This window comes from Bacteroides sp. NSJ-48, assembly GCF_014287405.1.
GTDB lineage: Bacteria > Bacteroidota > Bacteroidia > Bacteroidales > Bacteroidaceae > Bacteroides > Bacteroides stercoris.
Genome location: NZ_JACOOD010000002.1, coordinates 110,827 through 134,058, shown reverse-complemented (window position 1 = coordinate 134,058; position 23,232 = coordinate 110,827). Strand labels below are relative to the sequence as shown.

The 23,232-nt window shown below is 50.8% G+C and carries 22 protein-coding genes and 2 pseudogenes; 2 read left to right on the top strand and 22 right to left on the bottom strand.

The features are described from left to right. Window positions 1-7 precede the first annotated feature (7 nt). Complete coding sequence (locus H8S52_RS01640; protein WP_007569302.1) at window positions 8-1,195, bottom strand: aldo/keto reductase; 1,188 nt, start codon at window positions 1,193-1,195, stop codon at window positions 8-10. 265 nt (window positions 1,196-1,460) lie between these two features. Between H8S52_RS01640 and H8S52_RS01635 the strand changes: the two genes are divergently transcribed. Beyond that, entirely contained in the window at window positions 1,461-2,360 is a 900-nt protein-coding gene (locus H8S52_RS01635) for an AraC family transcriptional regulator (protein WP_007569301.1), read from the top strand. Window positions 2,361-2,362: 2 nt separating this feature from the next. On the opposite strand, the gene H8S52_RS01630 is transcribed toward H8S52_RS01635, so the two are convergent. Next, window positions 2,363-3,256 carry a DMT family transporter gene (locus tag H8S52_RS01630; RefSeq protein WP_007569300.1) on the bottom strand — a complete coding sequence of 298 codons (894 nt, stop codon included), beginning with the start codon at window positions 3,254-3,256 and terminating at the stop codon, window positions 2,363-2,365. 405 nt (window positions 3,257-3,661) lie between these two features. After that, window positions 3,662-3,955, bottom strand: a pseudogene (locus H8S52_RS01625) (type IV secretory system conjugative DNA transfer family protein); the annotation flags it as partial. A 106-nt stretch (window positions 3,956-4,061) separates the two neighbouring features. Between H8S52_RS01625 and speD the strand changes: the two are divergent. Next, window positions 4,062-5,573, top strand: a pseudogene (gene speD, locus H8S52_RS19885) (adenosylmethionine decarboxylase); the annotation flags it as partial. Window positions 5,574-5,587: 14 nt separating this feature from the next. Here the strand turns inward: speD and H8S52_RS19790 are convergent. The 19 genes from H8S52_RS19790 to H8S52_RS01530 form a co-directional block, all read right to left on the bottom strand. Continuing rightward, window positions 5,588-6,451, bottom strand: coding sequence for an AraC family transcriptional regulator (locus tag H8S52_RS19790; protein WP_007569291.1), 864 nt, complete (start codon window positions 6,449-6,451; stop codon window positions 5,588-5,590). Beyond that, window positions 6,448-7,059, bottom strand: coding sequence for a GNAT family N-acetyltransferase (locus H8S52_RS01615; protein ID WP_225719309.1), 612 nt, complete (start codon window positions 7,057-7,059; stop codon window positions 6,448-6,450). Before H8S52_RS01615 ends, H8S52_RS19790 begins: the two co-directional genes overlap by 4 nt. Next, the gene (locus H8S52_RS01610; protein WP_007569286.1) at window positions 6,957-7,868 is read right to left on the bottom strand and encodes a nucleotidyl transferase AbiEii/AbiGii toxin family protein; all 912 of its coding nucleotides are present in this window, start codon (window positions 7,866-7,868) and stop codon (window positions 6,957-6,959) included. Before H8S52_RS01610 ends, H8S52_RS01615 begins: the two co-directional genes overlap by 103 nt. After that, window positions 7,861-8,625, bottom strand: a complete 765-nt coding sequence (locus H8S52_RS01605) for a type IV toxin-antitoxin system AbiEi family antitoxin (protein ID WP_032571833.1) — start codon at window positions 8,623-8,625, stop codon at window positions 7,861-7,863. The genes H8S52_RS01610 and H8S52_RS01605 overlap by 8 nt, the downstream gene beginning before the upstream one ends. Before the next feature lie 228 nt (window positions 8,626-8,853). After that, the gene (locus tag H8S52_RS01600; protein ID WP_007569281.1) at window positions 8,854-11,040 is read right to left on the bottom strand and encodes a type IV secretory system conjugative DNA transfer family protein; all 2,187 of its coding nucleotides are present in this window, start codon (window positions 11,038-11,040) and stop codon (window positions 8,854-8,856) included. 7 nt (window positions 11,041-11,047) lie between these two features. After that, on the bottom strand, window positions 11,048-11,530 hold the full coding sequence (locus H8S52_RS01595) for a hypothetical protein (protein WP_007569279.1): 483 nt from the start codon (window positions 11,528-11,530) through the stop codon (window positions 11,048-11,050). A 4-nt stretch (window positions 11,531-11,534) separates the two neighbouring features. Beyond that, window positions 11,535-12,206: a hypothetical protein gene (locus H8S52_RS01590; protein WP_007569275.1), complete on the bottom strand. Its 672-nt coding sequence runs from the start codon at window positions 12,204-12,206 to the stop codon at window positions 11,535-11,537. A gap of 7 nt (window positions 12,207-12,213) precedes the next feature. Next, entirely contained in the window at window positions 12,214-12,726 is a 513-nt protein-coding gene (locus H8S52_RS01585) for a hypothetical protein (protein ID WP_007569273.1), read from the bottom strand. Continuing rightward, window positions 12,723-13,574: a conjugative transposon protein TraN gene (traN, locus tag H8S52_RS01580; RefSeq protein WP_007569269.1), complete on the bottom strand. Its 852-nt coding sequence runs from the start codon at window positions 13,572-13,574 to the stop codon at window positions 12,723-12,725. The genes H8S52_RS01585 and traN overlap by 4 nt, the downstream gene beginning before the upstream one ends. A 9-nt stretch (window positions 13,575-13,583) precedes the next feature. Then, window positions 13,584-14,396 carry a site-specific DNA-methyltransferase gene (locus H8S52_RS01575; RefSeq protein ID WP_007569267.1) on the bottom strand — a complete coding sequence of 271 codons (813 nt, stop codon included), beginning with the start codon at window positions 14,394-14,396 and terminating at the stop codon, window positions 13,584-13,586. Continuing rightward, complete coding sequence (locus tag H8S52_RS01570; protein WP_007569266.1) at window positions 14,393-14,746, bottom strand: hypothetical protein; 354 nt, start codon at window positions 14,744-14,746, stop codon at window positions 14,393-14,395. The genes H8S52_RS01575 and H8S52_RS01570 overlap by 4 nt, the downstream gene beginning before the upstream one ends. 13 nt (window positions 14,747-14,759) lie before the next feature. Beyond that, window positions 14,760-15,911 (bottom strand): conjugative transposon protein TraM, encoded by a 1,152-nt coding sequence (gene traM, locus H8S52_RS01565; RefSeq protein ID WP_007569265.1) that lies wholly within the window; start codon window positions 15,909-15,911, stop codon window positions 14,760-14,762. A 72-nt stretch (window positions 15,912-15,983) separates the two neighbouring features. After that, a complete protein-coding gene (locus H8S52_RS01560; protein WP_007569264.1) occupies window positions 15,984-16,367 on the bottom strand; it encodes a hypothetical protein in 384 nt (127 codons plus the stop codon). A gap of 13 nt (window positions 16,368-16,380) precedes the next feature. Next, on the bottom strand, window positions 16,381-16,995 hold the full coding sequence (traK, locus tag H8S52_RS01555) for a conjugative transposon protein TraK (protein ID WP_007569263.1): 615 nt from the start codon (window positions 16,993-16,995) through the stop codon (window positions 16,381-16,383). 27 nt (window positions 16,996-17,022) lie between these two features. Then, entirely contained in the window at window positions 17,023-18,156 is a 1,134-nt protein-coding gene (locus tag H8S52_RS01550; RefSeq protein ID WP_008655099.1) for a membrane protein, read from the bottom strand. Between the two features lie 13 nt (window positions 18,157-18,169). Beyond that, window positions 18,170-18,937 (bottom strand): DUF5045 domain-containing protein, encoded by a 768-nt coding sequence (locus H8S52_RS01545; RefSeq protein ID WP_007569261.1) that lies wholly within the window; start codon window positions 18,935-18,937, stop codon window positions 18,170-18,172. A 75-nt stretch (window positions 18,938-19,012) separates the two neighbouring features. Then, window positions 19,013-19,771 carry a site-specific DNA-methyltransferase gene (locus H8S52_RS01540; protein ID WP_007569258.1) on the bottom strand — a complete coding sequence of 253 codons (759 nt, stop codon included), beginning with the start codon at window positions 19,769-19,771 and terminating at the stop codon, window positions 19,013-19,015. A 155-nt stretch (window positions 19,772-19,926) separates the two neighbouring features. Next, window positions 19,927-20,649, bottom strand: coding sequence for a hypothetical protein (locus H8S52_RS01535; protein ID WP_007569256.1), 723 nt, complete (start codon window positions 20,647-20,649; stop codon window positions 19,927-19,929). Next, window positions 20,646-23,201, bottom strand: coding sequence for a hypothetical protein (locus H8S52_RS01530; protein ID WP_032587840.1), 2,556 nt, complete (start codon window positions 23,199-23,201; stop codon window positions 20,646-20,648). The genes H8S52_RS01535 and H8S52_RS01530 overlap by 4 nt, the downstream gene beginning before the upstream one ends. Between the last annotated feature and the right edge of the window lie 31 nt (window positions 23,202-23,232).

Here is a 23,232-nt window from a genome sequence, read left to right as displayed (position 1 = left end):
GCCCTTCCTATTTCTGGATTTTCGATTCCTGCAAAGCGTCATAGCGGCTTCCCACGACCGGAATTGCGGCCACGGCCTTTTCCAGCTCGGTCACTTCTTCCGACGTGAACACTATGTCGCAGGCCCGCAGGTTCTCTTCGAGGTGCGAGAGCTTGGTCGTGCCGGGAATAGGAACGATAAAAGGCCTCCTGTTCAGCAGCCATGCCAATGCCACCTGCGCCGTGGTAATGCCTCTCGTCCGTCCGAAAGCGTTCAGTACCTCCACGATACGCGTGTTGGCACGGATGGCTTCGGGCTGGAAACGCGGAAGCGTCTGGCGGTTGTCGTTGGCGGTGTCGAACCGGGTGTACTCGTTTATCATGCCGCCGAGGAAACCACGGTTCAGCGGGCTGTACGGCACGAAACCGATACCCAGTTCCTCGCAAAGCGCCAGCACGCCGTTTTCTTCCACCGCGCGGTGCATGAAGTGATACTCGCTCTGTATGGCCGTAACCGGACATACCTTGTGCGCCCGGCGGATGGTTTCAGCATTGACCTCGCACATGCCCCAGTGCAGTATCTTTCCCTCCCGGATAAGCTCGCCGCATGTTTCGGCTACGACCTCGATGGGCGTCGCAGGGTCGACGCGATGCTGGTAGAATATGCCGAGCGTCTCCACGCCGAGATTGCGCAGGGAGTTCTCGCATACGCGCCGGATGTTTGTCGGGGTGCTGTCCTCTTCGGTCTTCACCTGCACGCCGTTCACGAACTTGTGCCCGAATTTGGAAGAGACGAACACGCGGTCGGTATAGCCTTTCAGGGCTTCGCCTACCAGTTTTTCATTCTTGTGGTAGCCATAGCTTTCAGCCGTATCGAATAAGGTTACACCCCGTTCTATCGCTTCGTGAATCAACCGGATGCAGGTCTTTTCATCGGGAGACTGGCTGCGGTGATGGTTCAGCCCCATGCAGCCGAAGCCCATCGCCGAAATGGTAAAGGCTGCCTTGCCGCTGCTCAAGGTACGCTGTGCGCGGACTGCTGCCATTCCTGCTGGAATGGTTGCTGCCGATACTGACGATTTACCTGTAATGGCTTTTTCCGCGGCCGTTACTTTCTCCAATGCCGGCGCGATGCAGATGGCCGCGCCTGCCAATGCGGTTCGTTTCAGGAACCCGCGACGACTGATGCCGTTCTCTTGAATCTGTTCTTTTTTCATGTCGTTATCTGTTTGATTATCTTTCTGATTGCAAAATTAGATAGGGGAATTAAGAGCCTGTGTATCAATTTCACGGATAGAATTACCAATTTCAACGGGCCGGTAAGAACGATGCCGGTATACCAGTAAAATTGGTATCCAAAACGATGATTTCGGTATATGCCGTACCATCGGGAATCCGTATCTTTGCTTTTAATTAAAAGCAGAATGAAAAGCTATCACAGAAAAATAGCTATATTTGCAATGACTTAAAAAAGAGGAAATTATGAGTGAAATAATGAAGGTTGATACAGTCCAGCAGTACAACGACTATTTTGGCGTGGAGACCCTGCACCCGTTGGTCAGCGTTATTGAAGGCAGTAAAGGGAAGCCTCTCCGGTTCGGGAAAAAACTGTATAACATCTATGCTATTCTATTGAAAGATGCGAACTGTGGAAATCTTAAATATGGAAAAAGTATATACGATTATCAGCAGGGGACGATGCTTTTCCTCGCCCCCGGTCAGGTAATGGGATCTGAAGATGACGGGCAGCTGCACCAGCCCGAAGGATGGGTTGTTGCATTTCATCCCGAATTTCTGCGAGGTACACCATTGGCGCATATAATGAAAGATTATTCATATTTTTCTTACAATGCCAACGAAGCCCTGCACCTTTCCAAACAAGAAAGACGGACGGTTATAGAATGTATGGAAAAAATTCGCATTGAGCTGCAGTATCCTATCGACAAGCACAGCCGTTCGCTCATCGTGGATAACATCAAGCTGCTGCTTGATTATTGCATCCGCTTCTACGACCGTCAGTTCATCACCCGCGACAATGCCAATCACGACCTGTTAGCGCGTTTCGAGGACCTTCTGGATGAGTATTTCGCCTCTGATGCCCCTGCAAGGCATGGAGGGATGCCGACTGTGCAATATTGTGCATACAAACTTTGTCTTTCCCCGAATTATTTCAGTGACCTGATGAAAAAAGAAACGGGAATGCCTGCCCTGAAACACATCCAGCAGAAAATGCTCGATGTCGCTAAAGAGCGGGTATTCAATACGGCGAAGTCCATAAGTGAAATATCCTATGAACTTGGATTTCCATATCCGCAACACTTCAGCCGTTGGTTCAAGAAAATGGCCGGGTGTACGCCCAATGAATACAGAACCGCAAATTAGCTTTATTTTTTATTTTGTGAATGACTGACCAGTAAAACACCGGATATGACAAGTATGGCCGAAACCGGTTCATCCCAGCTAAAAATGTCCTGCCCGATTAAAATGGCAACGACAGAAGCTATAATAGGCTGTAGGTTGATGTAAATGCTGGCAGTGGTGGGCTGTATCCCCTTGAGAGCGACGGGATATAGCAGATTGTTGAGAACAGTTGCCAGCAACAATACGAATACAAGCTGGAGTAATGGTTGCCAACAGAACGCGGACTGATAAAGCGGTTGCACGTACAATTCATTTATACTGAACGGCAGCATGGACAATGCTGCAAATAGGAACATCCATTTTTGAAGTGTGACAGGAGAGTATTTTATCGCCACTCTTCGGATGATAATCAGATAAAATCCGAGCATAACTGTATTGACGATGGCGAAAACAATGCCAAGTATATGATTTTCAACGGATGCGGCAATATCCATTTGTGAAATCAAGACCCATGCTCCTGCAATTCCCAACAGAACACCTGTCAACTTCCGCCGGTTGATAGCTTCTTTTAAAAACAATACGGAAAAGAGCATAACTACGATTGGATTTAAGGCGACAATAAGTGCGAAGTGAACTGGTGTCGTATAATTAAGTCCCCACGCAAAGGAAAGATAAGTACAAGCAACACCGGAAATACCGCCCAAAGCAATCACCATCAAGTCTTTGGCATTGACCTTTTCTCTCCTGAAAACAAGCCCGATCGTCCAAAATATCAGCGTGGCGAATAAAACACGAGAGGAGGCAAGCCCAATCGGTGTCATCCACTCTGCCAGGAGCGATTTACCGACAGGTACATTCAAACCACAAATAATTTGTGTCGAAAGCATGGCGATATGTCCGTTCAACCCTTTGTTCACATGGATTTATCTGTTTGATAGAGAGTGCAAAGATACGACTTTATTTTCATAAACTCCCGTCGAAACTGCGGTAAAAGACTGAAAGGATTTTATTGTTGTTTCCGTAAAAATGGTTGTATCAACCGGGCTGTCCTCAAGGAAATATTCGCAGATATACTGTCCGAAAAACAGGTTCGGGAGTTTATCTCCAAAACGGAAGATGCAGGTATTATACAAAAAAAGGGGGACTGGTAAATGTACCCGTTATATAAAAAACACCTGATTTCCCTTCTTTTATGTAGGGCCGCAAGAAGCTGATTTTGAACTATAAGATTTTCACAATAGATAGGAAACGCCGAAACGTCCGCAATAATCACGGAATCATTGCAGGCGTTTTTTAGTTCCCTCATATCGGAATCTGGCTTTCTATTTAGTTTCCCGTTTGTTCAGCACGTCCTTTATCATTTCTTTTACCTCCATTCCCACATTCACGAAATTCCGATAAAGAATGCGTTCCTGTTCCTCCCTCGACTTGAACGTGTGGAACTTCAGTAACGGTACATACGCCGCTTCCCCCTTCTTGATTTCCTTCATGTCGAAATCCGTTTTGCAGAAGAACTTCGAGGTCTTAAACTCCTCCGCTTCCTGTACGTTCATTGAGCCGCCTATACCGGTTTTTGTTTGGATGAAGTCCTGAGCCGTCTGGCCATATATCCAACCTATCTGCCTTTGTATTGAAAAGTACCCATATCAGCAGGATTTTGCTCTCTATTACTTAATGATGTTGTTCTATTTTTGCAGCCTGTAAATCAACGATATGTAATAAATGGATTATATCGACAAAATATTTAAGACAGTATCAATTAAGGATAGCCGACGGATTATTGAACTTTATTTTCAGGAGCTGTATTGTTTTGCGCCACTTTCCAACAAAGCCCTCTCTCAAAAATTACTCTTGCCGGTACCTATCGTGACCGCCATAAAGAACGAAGGTATCAGGCTGGGCATATTGGAACAATGCAGCGGAGGCGTAGGGCTTACTCATAACGGAAAGGAGTATGTGGAACAAGCTCTTGGATTCAAGGGGATTGACCTCTGCCTGTATCGCCGACTGGCGGAAAGCGAACAGGCAAGGGACGCATACGCTGACGCGCTGAGTAAAAAATACCGTGCGGCATTCGACGAACGCCCCGTAGCGGATGTAGCACTGGACCAAGCCCAATGTACCGTACAGACAGCATTCCGCAGGGCTTTGCTCTGCTTGGCAAACGGCACATTGACAGGCAGACAAATCGTATGCATGGGCGATGATGATTTTGTCAGCCTTGCCATCGGGTTTCTGCTGAAAGAACTTTATCCCGGTCCAAGCATCTGCCCGACACACATCCATGTACTTGAGATGGACGGTCGTTATATCGAGTGTCTGGAGCGGCTGGCCGGACGGTTCGCCCTGCCGATAAGTTGTGAACGGGTGGATTTGAGGATGCCTCTGCCTCCGCATTTGTGCGGGCGTTTCGACTGCCTGTTCACCGATCCGCCTTATACGCAAGAGGGAGCTTCCTTGTTCCTGTCACGTGCCATTAGCGTACTGAAAGAAGAGTCCGGATTGAGAATCTTTTTCTCGTTCGGGAACAAGTCGGCAACGGAGGTTTACTTTCTGCAAAAATGTTTCCAACTGCACGGACTGGCCATCAAAGAGATGTTCACCCGGTTCAATGAATACATGGGCGCATCTCTTTTGGGCAACAAAGGACAGCTCTTTGTCCTGGAAACGACAGAACGTACACGCGCCTTGTTTCCTCTCGAAAAACGAGGGCGCGATGACATCTACACCGCAGACCGCAATCTCCGGCAAAACCGTTACCGCTGCCGGCAATGCGGCAAAGTCTATGCCGTGGGGAAAGAGGCGGAATATCAGACCATCAGGGAGTTGAAAAAACAAGGCTGCAATGTATGCGGAGCTACGGTTTTCGACAGACTGCACAAAAACGGGAATACGGATAAAAAGCAATACCTTCCCTTAGGGCATCACATCCTTGCAGACTTCTACAACTGCGACCCGGAAAAACTGGACGATGTGGAACAGATTCGCACATTCATGCACGAAGCGGCAGTAAGTGCCGGAGCGACCATAGTACAGGAAAACTTTCACAAATACGCCCCAGTGGGTGTGAGCGGTGTGGTGGTCATCCAAGAATCCCACTTGACCATACACACGTGGCCGGAGTGTGGTTATGCCGCTGTCGATTTGTTCACATGCGGCACCAATGTCCGTCCGTGGACTGCTTTCGACTATTTGCAGGAGCGGCTCGGATGTGCGAAAGTGGAATACAGCGATTTGATACGGGGAGCCTATGAGCGGCTAAGCCTGTTGCGGTATTCGGAAACGGAACAGCCTGCCGTGCGGCGGAAAAAGCGGCAAAGGTACGACGCGTCTTCGAAATGGAACAGACGGGCCAGGTCTTTGACGGACTGTTCTGTGTTGTCCAAATAGCGTTTGAGTTCCGTTACGACAAACAGGTCAATGATTTCCTTCGGAGTCCGCTGTTCTATTTTGCAGGTTATCTTATAAAGGTAATCGGTCGTGATGCAAAGCCTGTCCGCATAATATCGTACATCTCTTTTTACATGGAAATTCTTAGCCAGCAGTGACATGAACTTGCCGAACAGCACCCTTGACTGATCCTTTTGATAACACTTGCCCAAGTCGGGAAACATCGGCTTGAACACAATATCTAAAGCCAGAAAAACATTGTAAATGCAATTTTGCAGGATGTTTTTCCGGCTTTCTTCATCACCGTTCTCCATCGCCCATATCATCTGCTTGAACACTCCGTCTGCCAATGAGTATTGTGCTTCCGAAAGTCGGCAGACCGGATATTCATACAGTCCGTCCCAAAATGCGGGGGAAGTCATTTTGTAGAAAATCTCCCCTGTCAGTTCCAATGACAAGGATATATATTCTGCCGTGAATGAAGGAGAAACACACAGCGGTGCAAATAAGGTGTCCGAAAACAACACAAGCAAATCACCTTTGCGGAATGTCCGTTTTCGTGTATTGGTGGTTACGACAGCCCGGCCTTCAACGCATAACAGCATGGTACACCCGTTTGCCACGAAAGGCAGTTTACCTGACAAGTCACGCAGGCTTGTTCTTCCGTGTTTGTATTGTTCGCCATGCGAGAGAGCAAAACTTTGTATGCCGGACGTTATCATAACAATTTCCTTTCCATCGTTACATGGGTTGGCTCGAAGCAATGCTTTTTATACAAAGAGCGCATCGGTACGTTCCCGGCATGAACCTTGCCGACAATATAAGCCGCCTTGCACTCTCTCGCATATTCTATGCTTTTTTCAAACAGGTCGTCTACAATTTGCATTCCTCGAATGCACTCATCCGCATAAATGGACTTGAAGTTGGCATAAACCTCTCCGGTCAGGCTGTTCTGCTTTTTCTCCATCCATACCCAGCCCACAATTTTACCGGATTCCGTGTCTTCTATCACGATCATTCCGCGTCGGTCTTTTGCTTTGGCTAATTTCTTGCAGTGGAACTCGAGGTCAGTAATAGCCTTTTCTCCGAATGAGATTTCAGAAATTTCAATTTCAAATTTTGCCACCGCTTCAAAGTCTTCCTCTTTTATTTCTCGCATATTGTACATGATTCCAAATATTGTTTTTCCGTTAACACCAATCTGTCCGGCATGATGCCCATAAAAACTTATCCCTTCTTCGGAAATAAGAAGGTCTGTAGCTTTTCCAATCCCGCCTTGTGCTTTTGAGGATTGCTCTTTTTCAGCTTGGCAATGTTCTGTAATTTCCATTTTACGGACGGATAGCGGCTTAAATCTCCGGCACAGCATTTTTCCCAATCGGGTTCGCCGTTTTCAAATGACAGAAGAAATTCCCGGTCTGTTTCGGTCAGGCTGTCGTTTACCTGCTGAATGAGGTTATGCCTTGCCTCTTCATAATCCGAATAAGTGAATGGAGTATCGGACATTCCCTCAAACTGCTTTTCCAGTGCTTCCGTCTGGTCGATGGCGTTCGGCTGCAAAGATTCGATGACAGGCTTGTCGCTCCCCAACAGGCAAAGCATGAAGCCGTTCTTGACATCATGAAACGACGCCATTTCCATATACTTGCAATCGAACAGGTCCCGTGGGTGTTGGCGGCTTAATGCCGCTGCAATTTTGCCCCCGTAAAGCTGCGAATAAGAAACTGTACGTGCTTTACAGGTCATATTGAACTCCGTTTCAGCCCGTTCGCACAGTTTCCTGTCCTCTGTCTCTCCGATGATACCCCGCTTTGTCCCGTTCACTTCGATTTTGACGGTCGCACCGTCCAAAGTACATTGTAATTTCCAGACATCATGCTTGTGGATCACTTTTATGCCCGGTATGGATTTTTCTATGTAGCTTTTCAAAGTTCGCAGATGGTTGTTGATTGCGTCCAGACTCTCGGCCCTTTCCTTTACGGGAATATAGGTGAGGTCTATATCGACTGAATAGCGAGGCATGTTTTTATGAAACAGGTTGATAGCCGTACCTCCATGCACAGCAAAATCTTTGATGCGGTACACGGACGGCATAATGCGTATCAACAATGCCACCTGTTTTTTATAGATGTCATTCATATTCGTTCAGTTCTTTAGGTACGGTTATTTTGTATTTGGAGATATAAATCCCGTTTTTTGACAGTTGCAATTTGGAGGTTCCCAGTCCTATTTTGGATGTATCAAGTGCCTCGAACCAATAGTGTCCCGCTTTTTCTGCCATATAAAGGAACATACGCTTTACTTTAAGGTTCTTGGTCGTTTCGAGCAGTTGCTGTAGCATTTCGGGACGCAGCGTTGTCAGTTGTTCCATCATATAGAACAAGTCCATATAGGAATATTGTTGCGGTGCAAGCAACAGACATTCCAAGAATGCCTGTTCAGGTGTAGAAACCAGCAGATCCACTTCGTATTTCACAATCGTTGCGGTCTGCGGTTCTGAAAAGGTATCGGTGGAAAACGGTTTTATCACCCTGTCGAAAACATCGTGGCGTATCCATTCCGGAACACGCTGTTTGCCGTGTGCCACCATCAGCAACGGTTTCCCCATAGGCACATAGTGGTTGAAGCCGAACAGTTCCAATGCAGAATGAGCTGCGACACGGAACGTCTTGCCCAATTGCCTGTTGTAGCAGGACAATGCGGCGTATGCCGACAGGCTGTCTCCCGTTCGGTACATGACTCCCTTTGACAGCATCTCAAGCCAGCCGGATTCCCGGTATCTTTTTATCAACTGGTCGGAATAACCGTTCCTTTTCAGCCATTCGGAGAATAACAATCCTTTGGGAGTGGCGGAAAGCAGCAGTTGGTTTATTTTGCTTTTTTGTTCTATATCCACAGTATATGATTTGTTTTCTTTTTCAACTGCAAAGGTAGCATTATTTTCCGTTCCAAAGGTCTTGAAAGTTGATTTTGTTTCGGTATAATATACTTTTTGTGTAGTATTGAATACCAAAACCAACTCCACAGGATTTTCCAAGATACCGGAAACGCCAAAACGCCTGCAATAATCGCGGAATCATTGCAGGCATTTTTTTTACTTTCCCTCATATCGGAAACAGGTTTCTTATTTCGCCCCTCGTTTGTTCTGCACGTCCTTTATCATTTCTTTCACCTCCATTCCCACATTCACAAAATTCCGGTAAAGAATGCGTTCCCGTTCCTCTCTCGACTTGAACGTGTAGAACTTCGGCAGCGGTACATACGCCGCTTCCTCCTTCTTGATTTCCTTCATGTCGAAATCCGTCTTGCAGAAGAACTTCGAGGTCTTGAACTCCTCCGCTTCCTGCACGTTCATCGAGCCGCCTATGCCGGTTTTTGTTTGGATGAAGTCCCGTGCCGTCTGGCCGCAGATCCAGCCCGTCGGCATATCCGAGATTTTCGAGGCGGGTACGAGGCTGTCCATATTTTCGTTCAGATTGATGGAAGTCTTGTCCCGGTCTATCGTGACACCCTTCTTGATTTGCACCACCTTGCCGAAGATGTCGCTCGACAACCATTCCAGCGTTTCCTTGGCACGGGCCGAACCGCTCACCACGTTACCCACCGTCGTGATGATTTTCTGCATACCCACTTTCCCGTAATCCGCTTCGAGCTGCGGCAGTTCTTGGAAGCCGAGCGTCACGCTCACCTTGTTGCTTCGTGCCGTGCCGATCAGGCGGTCTATCTTGTGGAAGTACAGCGTCGGCAGCTCGTCCACGATAATGCTCACGGGGACATTTTTGCCCTGTCCCGTATTCACACGGGTAACGAGGCGGTTCAGGATAAGGGCGTTCAACGCTCCGATAATGCTTTCCATTTCCGGATCGTTCGCTATCAGCAGGTAGCTCGGATTCTTCGGGTCGCTCACTTTCAGGTCGAAGTCATCACCGTCACGGTGGAATATCCAGTAACTCTCTTTGGTCGCCAGACGAGAGGTATAGACGCGCAATGTACCGATCATACCTTCCAACTGTTCCATCGCGCGATTTTTCAAAGCGGTCTGGAACGGACCGAGCAGCGGGGCAACCTCGTTGTCGGTCTCCAGTACCTCGAAGATGGTCTGGTAACTCTCGTTCAGGAACGACAGGATATGCGGCATATCCGAATACTTGCCTAACCAGTAGGCAGGTTCAACGATTTCCCCGCCCTCTTTGGCGCGTACCACACCCGTCGGTTTCCAGAATTTCGTCTCCGGGTCCTGCCGTTTTTCAGCGTACAATTTGTTTCCTTTGGCATCGTAAGGCTCGCGTTCATAGTTCACGAAAAAGTAGATGCAGGCGGCGAGGAAGTTCACAGCCGAAGTCTGGAAAAACTGGTCGCTGCCGCCGCCTCCCTCTTTCTTGCCTTTTTGCAGGGATTCCAGCAGCGTTTCCGCCGTTTCGCTCGCCGCAGCGAGGTTGTTGATGTATTTTGCCTGAATTGGATTTACCCGGCGGCTGTACTCCACGTCCACGAAGTTAATCATATTGAATTGGCAGCCTTGGGGCAACTTTCCGAGCTTCTGGTTTTTCTTGTAGTGGTAGTACAGTTTCGTGGCCAGCGTCGGGAACTTGTAGTCATAGACCACCATCGCGAACCCCTTGGCCGAGTGCTGTCGGATAAACGGCTCGATGATACTGAATGTCTTGCCCGACCCCGGTGTTCCGACTACCCATGTTCCACGAAAACAGTTGGTTATATTGGTCCAGCCTTTACGGAACTTGCCCTTGTAGTAATATCGCATGGGGATATTCACGCTGTACGGAGTCTCTATCAGTTCCTCGCATTGCTCGAAACTTTCATTCTCGAAATTGAAACGATCCTTCATCAGTCCCTCTTTGAGGAACTTGGAGATGTTATCCAGTGCGACATGCACGAGGATAACCCCCGTGAGCGATACCGCCATATAGAGAATAATGTTCAGCGGCAGCGTGTAGAACCGCGTCTCCATCGGATGACCGAACAGCCATACGGACAGCACTAACAGGGCAAAGCCGCTCACGAGCGGGTACAAGACCTGCCGCCGGGCGTTGAATTCCAAATGTTTCTTGGCTCTGGTGCCGATACAGGTAATGCAGATCAGCAGCACCGTGGCGACCTTGCTGTACACGAGGTTGCCGTCGTTATAGATGGCCCACCGTTTGATACGTCCGTGAATGTCGCAGAGTATGCCGCCCCAGTGGTCCAGCATGGCCGGGTCGATGGCATACTCGAAAAACTCCATCAGTACGGAGACATACACCACCGCACGGAATATCCGGTAAAATCCCTGTAATTCCTTGCTCTCTTCCATTGCTATGTCAATTCTTTTTAATACCCCAGAGGACGTGGATGTGAGGCCATTGCATACGGTTATCAGCGGAAAGCTGGCAGACATGGGAAACTGCATATAGAGGTTTAAGCCCGTCATATATTGCAGAAGCCCGTACTTCCGCTGTAAACTTCTCAAGGAAAATCCGGACGGCATTGTCAGAGCCATAAGTCATGAAATCAATGAAATCTTCAATCAATTCTTCATTGACATAGCAGAGCTGACCTTGGAAAATATCATGGTAACGGCTGATACGGCCGTTCCATTCTGCCCGGATTTCTTCCCTGCGATTCTTTACGGAGGGAAACCTCTTGTAGCAGTCTATTCCATCGTCGAGGAATATGAAATTACCGGAAACGTCCTCTTGTTTAGGACATTTGCATCTTAACAGATACCCGAAGAATCCTTTGTCCGGATGTACTATATCCACATACTGTGGTGCTTGAAAATCTTTAATTCCGTTCATAATCATAAATTCAGTTGTTGATGGTTATAATGGGACGCACTTTATGCGCCTGTGTCTTGGGCGTTTCCTGCATGGTTCCGCTGGCTGTCGAGTAGAGCCATGCTTTGACTGTCTGCTGTCCTTCCACCTCCGTCGATGTCCAATACCAGCACTCGTCGGCCTCGGTCGGCAGCGGGTCGCCGCCGCATTTCTCGATAATCGGATTGATGACGGTCTGTGCCGAATACAGCAGACGCATCTGTGCCACCGAGGGGATATAGGCGCTCTGTCCGTATTTCCACAAGGCAAAAACGGCTTCAGCCATCGGCGAGGCCGTTTCTTCCGTATCGTACAGGGCGAACGTGTTCTCATTCCCGTCGTATGCAGCAATGTCCGCCGACGTACCCTGCTCGACACCGAGGCTGTCGGCAAAAGCCTTCGGCGTCATGTCCCACAGATAGACGGCATAGCCGTTTCCTTCCGTTTCCCCGTCCGAATAGGTATGGAAGACGACGGCAATCGCCTGTTTCCCGGAATTTTCATACTCGCTGTACGGCACGGCCTTGCCGTCCACGCAGAGGACATGTCCGGGACGTACCGTCTTGTCGGGTTCTTCTATATGTGCGTCGCAGGCAGCCAATGCCCCGGTTATGAGGAGAACCGGCACTACCTGGCACGTTTTTCTGATAGTGTTCTGTTTCATCTTTCCCTTATTTTATAGGTAGTTTAATACCGAGGGCAACTCCTGTACGCAGCACATCGGCCCCCTTTATCATCACGTCTCCCTTGACTTGCCAGTATAGCGTCCAGCCCGCCCGCAACACATAGTTGTGCTCGTAGCCGAAATGCAGCCCGACAAGGAACTTCCTCGTATCGCTTCCGCCCGAAGCCCCGATACGGAGGCTTCCGTAATGGTTGCGTCCCCTCGTGACGCAGGGTTTGTAAGCCACGCCGAAGCCGTAGGTACGGTAATTCTGCCAGAAAGATTTCGGGCATACATGCTTGCAGGATTCGCACTCTGCCCATTGCAGGTAGCCGTTGGCAAAGAACTCCCACGCATGGCGGTAGTTCATCTCGTGTTCGTAGGCCAGCGTCACGTCCAGCCCGTTCTTGTACAGCAGCCCCGCTCCGAGCGAAAGGCGGCCGCTGCCCCGTTGTGCATTCGCGCCGACGGCGAGGCACATGCAGGCAATCGTCAGGATAATCGTCTTTCTCATTGTCATTCCTCCTCCAGCAATGCCGTGCTGAACGAATCGGCCGACAGCACGTCCTCATAGTCGATATTCAGGCTGATAGCACGCCCGCTGATTTGTTTCTCCGTCATCTCGATGGTCAGTACCTTGTCGTTCGGGAACGTCATTTTCCTGACCACGACCACATTCCGGTAGCCGTGCCGGAACGTCTTGCCCGTCTCCAGCACCAGTTCCGGGACCAGTTCGATGACTTGCGCATTAGTCGCTTTGGTCAGTTTCTTGTCCGCCAGCTTCACCCGTATCTCGTCAATGTCGAAACGTATGTTCGTCCGGTTCTCTATTGAGAAGTCGATGAAGAAATACTCTCCCACGGTGTAGATGTTGTTCAACCGCATGGTCATGCGGTGTGCCTTGGTGGCGACGTTGCGGATCTTCGCGGGCGAGTTCCAGATACGCCGGGCGAAGCGTGTCATCTCCACGGTGGACATCGAGACCGCCGGGTTGTGGTAGGCGTTTCGTTCCTGCAACTGGATTTCCTTGTCAGTTACCGCCTCCCGCACCCGTGTGGTGTAGAGCAGTGCATACTGCGTGCGGTAGCGTTCCGTTACGATGGTCACTATGGCCAGCACCTCGCCGTCCTCGTGTCCGCCCTCTTTCGGTTTCAGGCGGACGATGTTATCTATCGGCTGGTCACCGACAACCTTATCGGTGGAGATGTCCACGAAGCGTACCGGTTCCGAGGCCGTGATGACCGTCGTTACCTGTTCATTTACCGTAAGTTGTTCCATCTCCTCGTAGGTTCGTTGTGCCTGTACATTCGGCGTTCCCAGCAGTCCTGCCGCCAGAAGAAATGCCGTTACGATTCCTTTTTTGTCCATGTCATTGATTTATTGATTTTGTTTTTCTTCCCTTATCTCTTTTTCCTCTTGTGCTTTGTTCCTGCATTCCAGTTCCTCCTGAATCCGCCGTTCGGCAATCTCGCAGTACACCTGTTCGATTTCAAATCCGATGTAGTGTCGTCCCGTGCGGATAGCGGCCACGGCGGTTGTGCCTGACCCGATACAGTTGTCCAGTACAACATCGCCTTCGTCGGTGTAGGTCCGTATCAGGTACTCCATCAACGCCACGGGCTTTTGTGTCGGGTGGTAGAACGCGCCTTTCTTGTGTTCCTTCGGCATGAAGATGACCGAGGTCGGATATTTGTCATCGGCTATGCGTACCGGTGAGAGTTTCATCGTTCCGTAACAACGGTTGGTAAATCCCTCCGTTTTACGCCTCCCGTGATTTCTCCGTTCCGGAGGACACGGTGTCATCTGCGGATGATAGACCGGCTGTTTTTTATAGAATACCAGAATATCCTCGTGCTGCCGGAGCGGCATACGTTTGGCATTGAGATGTCCCGTCACCCGATCTTTCTGCCACACGAGGTTGTACCGCCATAGCCGGGGTTGCGACAGCATGAGCCATGCGGAGAAAAGCCCCTGTCCGAACAGGATAATGGGGCTGTCCGGCTTGGTAATCCGCCGGTATTGCTCCCACAAGGCTGCGAACGGTATCTGGCGGTCCCAGTTCACCGACGGATTGCTGCGATTTAACACCCCGTAAGGCAGGTCGGCGATTATGGCGTCCACGCTACTATCCGCTATCTGTTTCATGCCCTCCATGCAGTCCATAAGGTAAATGCGATCCGTCTCTATCATATTGCGTCTGTTTTCAGTTCTACAATTTGTCGGGCGCTCATCCAGGTACAGCGTTCCGTCCGGGTTTTCCGGATTTCACACTCCCAGAGGGTATTCTTCTCCACATGTTTGAAATTGACCGCACCGTCTCTCGGCCCGTAAAAACCGGTATGCTTCTGGAAGGCGAATAAGGCAATCCTCCGCCCGTCTTCTGCCTGAAAGTTGCATATCAGGGCGAATCGTACCCCTTTGTGCCACCATTCGGTACTTACGAGCTTCCCAACGAATGTTTCGGGCTTATCGGGAGCGATGTAGTCCTCGTAATAGAAGCCGTCCGTTCCCTTATGAAGTTTTGATATGTCTGATTCCATTGTCACTGCCCTTTTAGTTCCTGTTTTCCCGTCCGTTCACCAGATACACAAACGTCCCGTATTTCAGCTTCACCTTGTTTTTCTTGATAGCCTTGCTGATGGCGTTACTCGTTTTCTGGTAGGCATTGTTCACCGCCTGCATACCCCATTGGGCGAGGCTGTTACCGTATCCGCTGGTATTCATGTTCATGCTGCCCGACATGGCACTGCTCGCCACATCCTTGCTTGTCTCGCGGAACTGGCTGATGGGTACGTAAAGTCCTTCCAGCCCGTCCGTATCGTAGATTGACAAGCTGACCTTGACCAGTTCGTCCTCCACCAATATGCTGTTGATGCTTCCTTTTACACGTCCGGAAGAGAAACCGCTGACTGTGGCATACAGGTAAGTACCACGCCTGACCACGCTCTCGTTGATTTCGATGTCGTCCAGCAGGCGCAGCCGCACACGCGAGCCGTCCACGGCCTTGATGTTCTCGTCGATGATCGCCTTGATGAGTTTCGGTTCCCGAGCGTCTTTCGCCAGTGTGTTGAAGTAGTCCGAAGCCGTCTTTACCTTCTTCACCACCTCGCTTGCCTTGTCCGTCTCCGCAGGAGCTTTGACCGAACGGCTTTCCTCGTCGATGGTTCCCTTGGCCTGCGTCATCGTGTCCGGCGGAGCCGCCGTTGCGGTGCTGTCCGTTTCGGACGGCATGACCTCCCGTTGTCCTCTCAACCTCGCTTCGGCGAGTGCTTTTTCCAGTTCTGCGAGAGCCTCCTGTTCCCGCCTCTTGGCATCGGCCGCTTCCGCTGCCAGATCATTTTCCTTTTCCTGCCGGTCAAGCAGGGCGATGTCCTCTTCGGTGTACTGCGATTCATATTCCTCTTGGTTATTGTCCGGTTCGTCCCGCTCGATGTTGTCCACAGCGGAATAATCTTGTATCTTGCCCCATGATTTGGCCATGTTCTCATACTTGCTGCCGATACCGTCGCCACCCTTGATTTGGGCGTCCGGCAATTCGGGATTCAGGAACTCGGTCGTCTGGAGTGTCTTATCCTGTACCTCGACCTTCTCGGTATGGAACAGGTCGAAAAAGAAGTACGACGTGCCGAGAAGGGGAATATAGAGGATAGCCGGAAGCATATACTTTGGCTGCCTGAAATTAATTCTCTTGAAGATATTGTTCATTGTTTCCCTTTAATTGAGTTGCACATACTTGCTTATAGTTCTCTCAAACGGCATATTCATAAGCCTGCCGTTCTATTCCGGCCTTTCCGTACCACTTTCCTTCGTATCGAATCTTCGTACATGCGGTACGGAAAGCATCTTATGCCGTTCCCGGAGCACGGAATCCTGCATCTCCGTGGCCGTCCGGCGGGTCGGATGATGGCGGTACACCACCGTCAGGCGGTAAATATTCCATGTCAGCCCGCAGATGGCGAAGCCAAATACGATGACGAGAAACAGCGTCCGGTGCATGTTGGCGAAGCCCTGCACCTTGGCCGCAGCCTTGTCGATGCGTGTTGCCTTGGCGAAACGCCGTCCGGCATCTATGTCACGCTCGTAGCGTTCCTTGTATTTCGGGTCGTTCCTGTCCGGCATTTTTTCACCGAACAGCATACGTCTGAATCCTTTGATATTCATAGGGCTGATGGTGTTAATAGTTGCTTTTCGTCTTTTGCTCGATGTCCTTGTTCAGCAGTGTGCGCCAGTTCACGATGAGCAGCCCGTGCGGGTTGTTCTCCGTCCGGGGTACACGCTTGAGCTGTCCCGCCGTAACCAGTTCGCGCATCAGGATATTGCTGCGCCGTTCGATACGCTGCCGTCCGTAGTAGGTAAACTCCATCTTCTCCTTGTTGAAGGCGATACTGTCGCAGAAAATCGAAAAGACGGCGCTCGTTCCCAAGATGTTCGAGTAGAAACCTTTTTCCTTGAGCGTGTTGTACTGTGCCAAGCCCGTTTCGTCCACTAAGTACATCGCTTTCTCCATCGTGTAGCGGATGTACTTGTCGTCAGGGGCAAGCGTGAAAAAGTAGTGGTGGAACATCTCTACATGGCTCTTGGCTTCCACGTCGAGCGTTTCCTCCATCGTCGTGCGGCGTACCAGTATGGGCACGTTGCCGTCCAGCACATACACCTTCTTTTGAGCGTCCGTAACCATCATGCGGGCCGTCCAGATACTCGACATGCTGATGATGACGCACCCCACGAGAAAGGCGGTGCAGATAATTCCGACCAGTTTGATTTTGTTCTCTAAATTCTTGATGACCATTTTGTTTGAATATTTATCGTTACTTTGTTATCTCATTACCGTACCCATTGCGCCCGTCGCCGTCATTTTGGCCTGCTGCGCCACGCCCTCACCGAAGTTTCGGGTCGAGAACGCCGTATCGCCCTCCGGTATCATCCATGCCGCAAGGTCGGGAACGAGGTTCAGGCATTTCAGGGCCACGATGCTTGCCGCCATCAGGTAGCCGGCGGAGAAGAAGCTGTTTTGCAGGTAAGCCGCCATCGTCTGCTCGCTCGCCGTGATTGCCGTCAGGTTCTCCACCTGTATGCACAGCACGATGTCGAACAGCAGCAGCACGTAGAAGCCCACGAAGTAGAGCATCGCCCCGTAGAAATGCACCGTCAGATACCTCGTGAGCCACTTCGCCCACGCACCTTCCCATTTGGGCAGGAGCGAGAACGCCCACTGTATAGGGCCGAAGATGGTGAGCATTCCCAAAAGAATTTGCTGACAATAGATGGTAGCCCACCAACCGATTCTGAATACTACAAGGGCTATCAGCATGATGATTTTGTCAATCCCCACGATTACCCCCGAAGTCAGCGAGGTGAACCACAGCTTCGCCGCATCCTTCTCCATGTTCGTTACCTCGTCCACACCTGTCTGTTCCATCGTTGCCTCGATAAGGTTTGGGTCCGACGTACCCGTATGGGCGACATCGGCCTGTGCCTGCAGGGCAGTGTACATCGTGTCGCGCACGTAAATCAACTCCTGCACTTCCTCGAACTTGTCCGAGATTTGCGAGGCTTCGGCCTCGTACAGGTCATGTGTGTACGAACCGACGCAGTTCGGGATATAGGAGAGGAAATCTAAAAAGCACCAGTTGCTCCCGCTGTTTGCCATGCCCGTGTCTGCCGGAGGATACCACCAGCAGAGGATAAGCGACACGGCCAGCGGTCTGAAGAGCTTCATCACGTCCAAAGGCTCGTGCTTGACCATCATTTTGTACGCCATGCCTGCCGCCATGATGATGGCGAATAGGGCGGCCAGTGCCATGCACATTTGAAGAATCCACCAGAAGGGACCTTGCGAGCCGGTAAAGGTCGCATCGGTCAGAAACTCGTTGGTCTGAAAAATCACGTCGTCGATTTCCTCTTCCAAGAGGTCGATACCGAAATCCGAAAGAATATTTCCGTCTGCCATACGTTGTGTGTTTTTAGTTCTTTCTGTTTACCGTCTCGTCTCCGTCTCCCGTATCAGTTTCGCCGCCCGATTGCGCCCCTCGCACGGCGGAACGCGATTCGTTCCACCGGCCCATCGCCTCGCGGACGATACCGCCCTTGTCCAGTCTCCGGTCGGCGGTTGCATTCAGCAGCCCGTTCGCAACCGTGGCGTTCTGTCTTCGGGCAAGGTAGCCGACCAGAATCTCGTTCTGCCGTACCACGTCCTCGTAGATTCGCAGGTACTCTTTCTTCCGTTGTGCGTTGGGCATGTAGGCGTCCTTCGTAGCGTCAATGGCGCACTGGTAGACGTGGTAGTATTCCGTCCACCGCTCCCTGTCGTCCGTTGTGCCCCCGGCAAGGGGGATGCGGTCGATGTTGCGCTGAAGCCGTTCCATTTGAGCGTTTATCTTATCGCCCTCGGCCAGCCACGCGAGGTCAATCTGCCGGTCGGCTACATTCAGTGCCTCGATTTCGGCCCGCTTGACCAGTGCCGAGTCGATGGCTTCCGCCTCGTCTGTCTGGTTGTACAGGTTCACACCCGCCAGCGTGCGGAACGACAGTTTGTTCTTGCTTGCCGCCGACTTCTTGTACTTGTTGTGCAGCAGCGTGTAATAAAGTTCGGGCGACAGAGCGCCCGTACCGGTTTCCATAACCGTAATCTGGTTCTGTTTCGGCGAGTCATGGTTGTAAGTAACCGACTGCGCCTTGACACCGCTCGTTGCAACTGCTGCAACCGCCATGAGTAAGAGAGTTCTGTTCATATTAATTTCCGGTTATTCATTATTTTACAGTTATTTATATCGTATAGTCATACTTTTTTTGAGCTTCCTTTACTGTCATAAATATTGGTATTCATTCCTGACTCGTTTCTCTCCTTGCGAGAAATATGTCTCGTCTTTTTCAATGCAAATACATTTTCTATTCGTATAGATACAGGCAATTGCGGTGCTCATGCTCCCCGAAGCAAAATCAAGGACAGTATCTCCTTCCTTTGTGTATGTTTTTATCAGATACTCCAATAATGCAATCGGCTTTTGGTTGACATGAATCGTTTTGCCTTCCGATTCCGCTGTTTTGAAGTATATCACACTTCGTGGATATCTTGTCCCTTTGTTTTCATGCCTGAATGTAGGATTGGGTACATTGTTTATCCCTGTCCAATTGCTTCCTCTCTTCGTGCGGTTCCCGTAAGGCTCGCCTTCCTCCATGATTGGATAATAAGGGGTTCTGCCTTTGCCAAAGACACTTATTAGCTCATGTGCTTTTAGAGGTTGTTTTTTAGCGAGAAGAAAATTGCTTGCTTTTGACTTTTCCCAAACCCAGTCATATTTAAATTCATCTAAATTGCCGCAGCGTAGAAAGCTGCTGAACGGTTCGCTGCCAAATAAGACCGTAGGTGCATTTTCTTTCCTGACTCTCCTGATCTCTTTCCACATTTCCGGGAATGGTATTATTTTATCCCACTGTGAAGCTGTAATTCCAAAAGGGGGATCGCATAAAACCAAATCAATGCTTGATTCCGGAAGAAAAGGCATCACTTCAAGACAATCGGCCTTATATAACGTAATGTCTTTTGCAAAAACAATCTTTTCCATTGCATCAATCTGAATGTCTTTTTATCCCTTGGTATAATCCCAATAGGCTTGTTTGTACTAAAAATTCTTTCTCTGTTTTTATTTCCCGATGTCGATGGCATGGAAGTCAAACTCTAACCTGTAGATAGTTTGCCTTCTTTCCCTTTTATCGTTCGTTAATAATCCAGCCGTCCCGCTTTGCGCCATCGTCCGAAAGCCCCGTCGATAATCTCCTTGACCTTGGGACGGTAAATCTTCGCTTTCCAGTAACCGATGCGCACCTGTATGTACCGCCACGTCTCGATATACGCCCGGTTCAGGTGCCGCTCGATGTCGTCCAGCGACGTGTTCACCGCTTCCAGCACCATCAGCAGGTCGGAGGTCGAACATTCTGCCGCCCCTGTGGCATACAGCACGAGGTCACTGACCGATTTGTAAAGCTGTTTCCCGTCATCGGCGATGTCCCGTATTGCCTTTTCGTTGATGGCCAGTATCACGGCATCGCCGGGGTCGATGCGCCCCCGTTTCACGATTCTATCGTTGAAGTCCTCCAGCAGTCTCTTGTAATCGCCGATACGGTCGCTGACCGCCGTATAGGTGCTTTTCACGTTCAGCACCGTCCGCAAGGACTGGTACATCACGTCGATGACGTCGAAGGCACGGGTGTAGCGGTCCAAGTCCACATTCAGTTCCTTGTACTCGCCGACCTCTTTGCGGCTGTACTCGTGCAGCAGCTTGTTGCTGTATTCCAGCGTACTGCGGGCCAGCAGCAGGCTGCGTTGCTTCTTGTGGTCGTTGATGTAGGCTTCTACCGACACGATGTCGAACGTCCATTGCGCCTTGGCAATGCCGGGCAGGAGAGCCAGCAGCACGACTGCCATCAGCAGGGCACGTTTCATGGCCGCACCTCCTTTCCGCTGCCTTTGCCGTTCCTGCCGTTTCCGCTCCGCAGGTTCCGCGCATTCTCCACCCAGCGTTCGTGGCATTCCTCCACGAGCGTCAGCCTGCGTCCCTCGTCCATATCCAATTCGGGCAGCACGTCCTTCAGCACGTCGATGATGCTCCGTTTGTAGTGCATCATCTTCTCCAGTGACACGAGGTCGGCATATATCATCGTAATCCGGGAATCCACTTCCCGTGCGATTTCGAGCCGGTCGCTTGACCACAGCAGATGGTACACCTCCCCGGTCGGAGTCTCTTCCAATGGTGGGGTACGGGCATATTCCGTCGTGATCTTGCACGAAGGATGCTCTCGTGCAATCTCCGCAATACGGTCGTTCACCAGTTTCGTTTTCTCCGCGTCCGACAGGTTAGGGTCGAGCGTCAGCACGTCGGCCACATACGTGTCGGTGTATTCCGTGGTCAGTTCCCAACTGATCTGCACGATGGCACGGTGTATCTTGATACCGAGGAAATATTTCGGTTTGCGGGCTATCGAGACCGTCGCCTTGAACGTGATGACCCCGTTGATGTTCGGCATGGTCGCCTTACGGACATAGGTGTAGCCGTTCCACGCCCCGCCGTCCTGCCACGACAGGCTGTAAGCCGTCTTGCAGTCCTGCATGATGGCCGGTATGCGGTAATAGTCGTCTGTTGCCACATCGTTATCGCCCGCCGCCTCGGTTTTCGCGTCGGTGTATTCCCGTTGTTTCTTCTGCCATTCGGACAGCTCGCTTTTCAGGCGGTCTATCTGTGTCTTGTTCGCGTTGTACTGCTGCCGGTACACCGCCGCATCTTCCACGCTTGCCTCGGCGATTTTTTTCAGCAGGTCGGCATTCTCGCTCTCCAACGCGTTGATTTGCGACTGGATGGCGGCTACCTGATTCTCTGCCTCCTGCAGCATGGCGTCCAGCTCGGACAAGTCCAGTTCGTTCTCCGTAACCGTGGTCTGCATGGCACACTCCTTTGAATGGGCGTTCAGGGATTTGCCGCACGTTCGGCACTTGTACTGCGTCGTGCCCTGACCGAGCGTAGCCCCGTCCGAACAGGTTACACTGATGGTCACGCTCTCGCAGCCTTGCAATTTCGCGGCGTCCGTCGCCTGATAATAGTTCCGCGCGTCAGAAGCTATATAATAGGTATAACCTTCCTCGTTGTCGTTGAACTCCGAGAGTCGGGCGTTAAGCCCGGCTTTGAACGTGTTCAGGTCCATCGAGTAGGAATCGAACACCTCTTCATAGACGACCTCTTCCCGGTTCCAGCTTTTCTTCACATGGATTTCGTAGGCGTATGCCTTCTTCGTCTGTTTGCCGCCCCGGCTGATGATATAGCCGTTCTGCCAGTAGTTGATACTATAGGTATAGCCGTCATTCTGGTTGTTGAGCTGCTGTACCCGGCTTCTCGACCAACCGGCGTACCGTTCCGAATTGGCGAGCGCCTGCTCCCGTTGCGAGGCATTGGGATAAAAGTCGGGATCGGTTGTCTCGAAACGCGTCCATTCGCCGCCGTTCAGTATGCTGTTATCGTCCGTCGGCGGGTAGTAGTCGCACAAGGCGATACTCCCTTGCTCACGCCGGGCGATATACCACCGTTGCGTGTAGTAGTTTCCCGCCGTCTCGTCCAGATAGTCCGTCATCCAGGAGGTAAGGTCGTAGTTGCTGAAATCGAACAGTCCCGCCACGTTGTCCTCACCGCCCACCATGTCAATCAGCAGGCCGCCGAGGTCATGCTCCGCCTGCTCGAAGAGCGCACCGTAATGGTCATACAGGTCGATGACCTTGCTGACCCTGCCGCCCATCAGCTCATGGAACGAACTGGTTTGCAACAGGGCGTCACCAATGTTCCCGATACCTGCCGAGGCGAGACCGACACCCATGTTGTAGAGGTTGTCGATGTCGTGTTGCAGGTTCTCCTTGGTGAAATTGCCCGGCACGCTGGCGATGTCGTCCAGCATGTGCTGCCAGTCGATGTCGCCTATCTCCGAGAGTTTCAACAGAGGGGCGATGTTCCGGTTGATTTCCAGAAACACGATGTCCGAAAAGCCCAACGTGCTGTTCGTCACTACACTCTCGAACTGCATACACAGGCTTTTCGTTTCGTCGCAGATTTTCATCAGGTAGCTGCCCCAGTAGATAGCCGTTTGCGGTGAGCGGAGCATCAGTTTCGCCACCACCCATATCTTGGGTATGATCTTCTCCGAGACCATGCGGTAAATGCGGCGGTAGTAGTAGTTCTCCGTACTGCTGTTCCAGATACCGAGGTCGGAAAAGGCTTTATGCTCCAAGAACTTGGAGGCAAAAATCCCCGCCGTGGCCACTTCCGCCGCATTGTAGTGCTTGAGTATGTCATCGACCTGCTCCCGGTAATAGCTTTCCGCCACGGCTTCCGTACCGAAAGCGGTAGCCATTGCCGCCACGGTACGCGCATCGTAGTTCACGCTGTAATACTGCGCGTGGATGTGCTGTACGACAACGAGCGACAGGAGCATAAGGATAAGTGACAGCCGTTTCATCATGGATTCCTCCCCGGTTAAAAACAGCCCC

Excerpts from the sequence above, each read along its gene's own strand:
- H8S52_RS19790 (WP_007569291.1), bottom strand. The coding sequence starts at position 6,451 with ATGATAACGTCCGGCATACAAAGTTTTGCTCTCTCGCATGGCGAACAA.
- H8S52_RS01535 (WP_007569256.1), bottom strand. The coding sequence starts at position 20,649 with ATGAAACGTGCCCTGCTGATGGCAGTCGTGCTGCTGGCTCTCCTGCCC.
- H8S52_RS01640 (WP_007569302.1), bottom strand. The coding sequence starts at position 1,195 with ATGAAAAAAGAACAGATTCAAGAGAACGGCATCAGTCGTCGCGGGTTC.
- H8S52_RS01545 (WP_007569261.1), bottom strand. The coding sequence starts at position 18,937 with ATGAACAGAACTCTCTTACTCATGGCGGTTGCAGCAGTTGCAACGAGC.
- H8S52_RS01600 (WP_007569281.1), bottom strand. The coding sequence starts at position 11,040 with ATGGAAGAGAGCAAGGAATTACAGGGATTTTACCGGATATTCCGTGCG.
- H8S52_RS01590 (WP_007569275.1), bottom strand. The coding sequence starts at position 12,206 with ATGAAACAGAACACTATCAGAAAAACGTGCCAGGTAGTGCCGGTTCTC.
- H8S52_RS01530 (WP_032587840.1), bottom strand. The coding sequence starts at position 23,201 with ATGAAACGGCTGTCACTTATCCTTATGCTCCTGTCGCTCGTTGTCGTA.
- traK (WP_007569263.1), bottom strand. The coding sequence starts at position 16,995 with ATGGTCATCAAGAATTTAGAGAACAAAATCAAACTGGTCGGAATTATC.
- H8S52_RS01610 (WP_007569286.1), bottom strand. The coding sequence starts at position 7,868 with ATGAATGACATCTATAAAAAACAGGTGGCATTGTTGATACGCATTATG.
- traN (WP_007569269.1), bottom strand. The coding sequence starts at position 13,574 with ATGGACAAAAAAGGAATCGTAACGGCATTTCTTCTGGCGGCAGGACTG.
- H8S52_RS01585 (WP_007569273.1), bottom strand. The coding sequence starts at position 12,726 with ATGACAATGAGAAAGACGATTATCCTGACGATTGCCTGCATGTGCCTC.
- H8S52_RS01635 (WP_007569301.1), top strand. The coding sequence starts at position 1,461 with ATGAGTGAAATAATGAAGGTTGATACAGTCCAGCAGTACAACGACTAT.
- H8S52_RS01560 (WP_007569264.1), bottom strand. The coding sequence starts at position 16,367 with ATGAATATCAAAGGATTCAGACGTATGCTGTTCGGTGAAAAAATGCCG.
- H8S52_RS01540 (WP_007569258.1), bottom strand. The coding sequence starts at position 19,771 with ATGGAAAAGATTGTTTTTGCAAAAGACATTACGTTATATAAGGCCGAT.
- traM (WP_007569265.1), bottom strand. The coding sequence starts at position 15,911 with ATGAACAATATCTTCAAGAGAATTAATTTCAGGCAGCCAAAGTATATG.
- H8S52_RS01595 (WP_007569279.1), bottom strand. The coding sequence starts at position 11,530 with ATGATTATGAACGGAATTAAAGATTTTCAAGCACCACAGTATGTGGAT.
- H8S52_RS01550 (WP_008655099.1), bottom strand. The coding sequence starts at position 18,156 with ATGGCAGACGGAAATATTCTTTCGGATTTCGGTATCGACCTCTTGGAA.
- H8S52_RS01570 (WP_007569266.1), bottom strand. The coding sequence starts at position 14,746 with ATGGAATCAGACATATCAAAACTTCATAAGGGAACGGACGGCTTCTAT.
- H8S52_RS01615 (WP_225719309.1), bottom strand. The coding sequence starts at position 7,059 with ATGGAAATTACAGAACATTGCCAAGCTGAAAAAGAGCAATCCTCAAAA.
- H8S52_RS01575 (WP_007569267.1), bottom strand. The coding sequence starts at position 14,396 with ATGATAGAGACGGATCGCATTTACCTTATGGACTGCATGGAGGGCATG.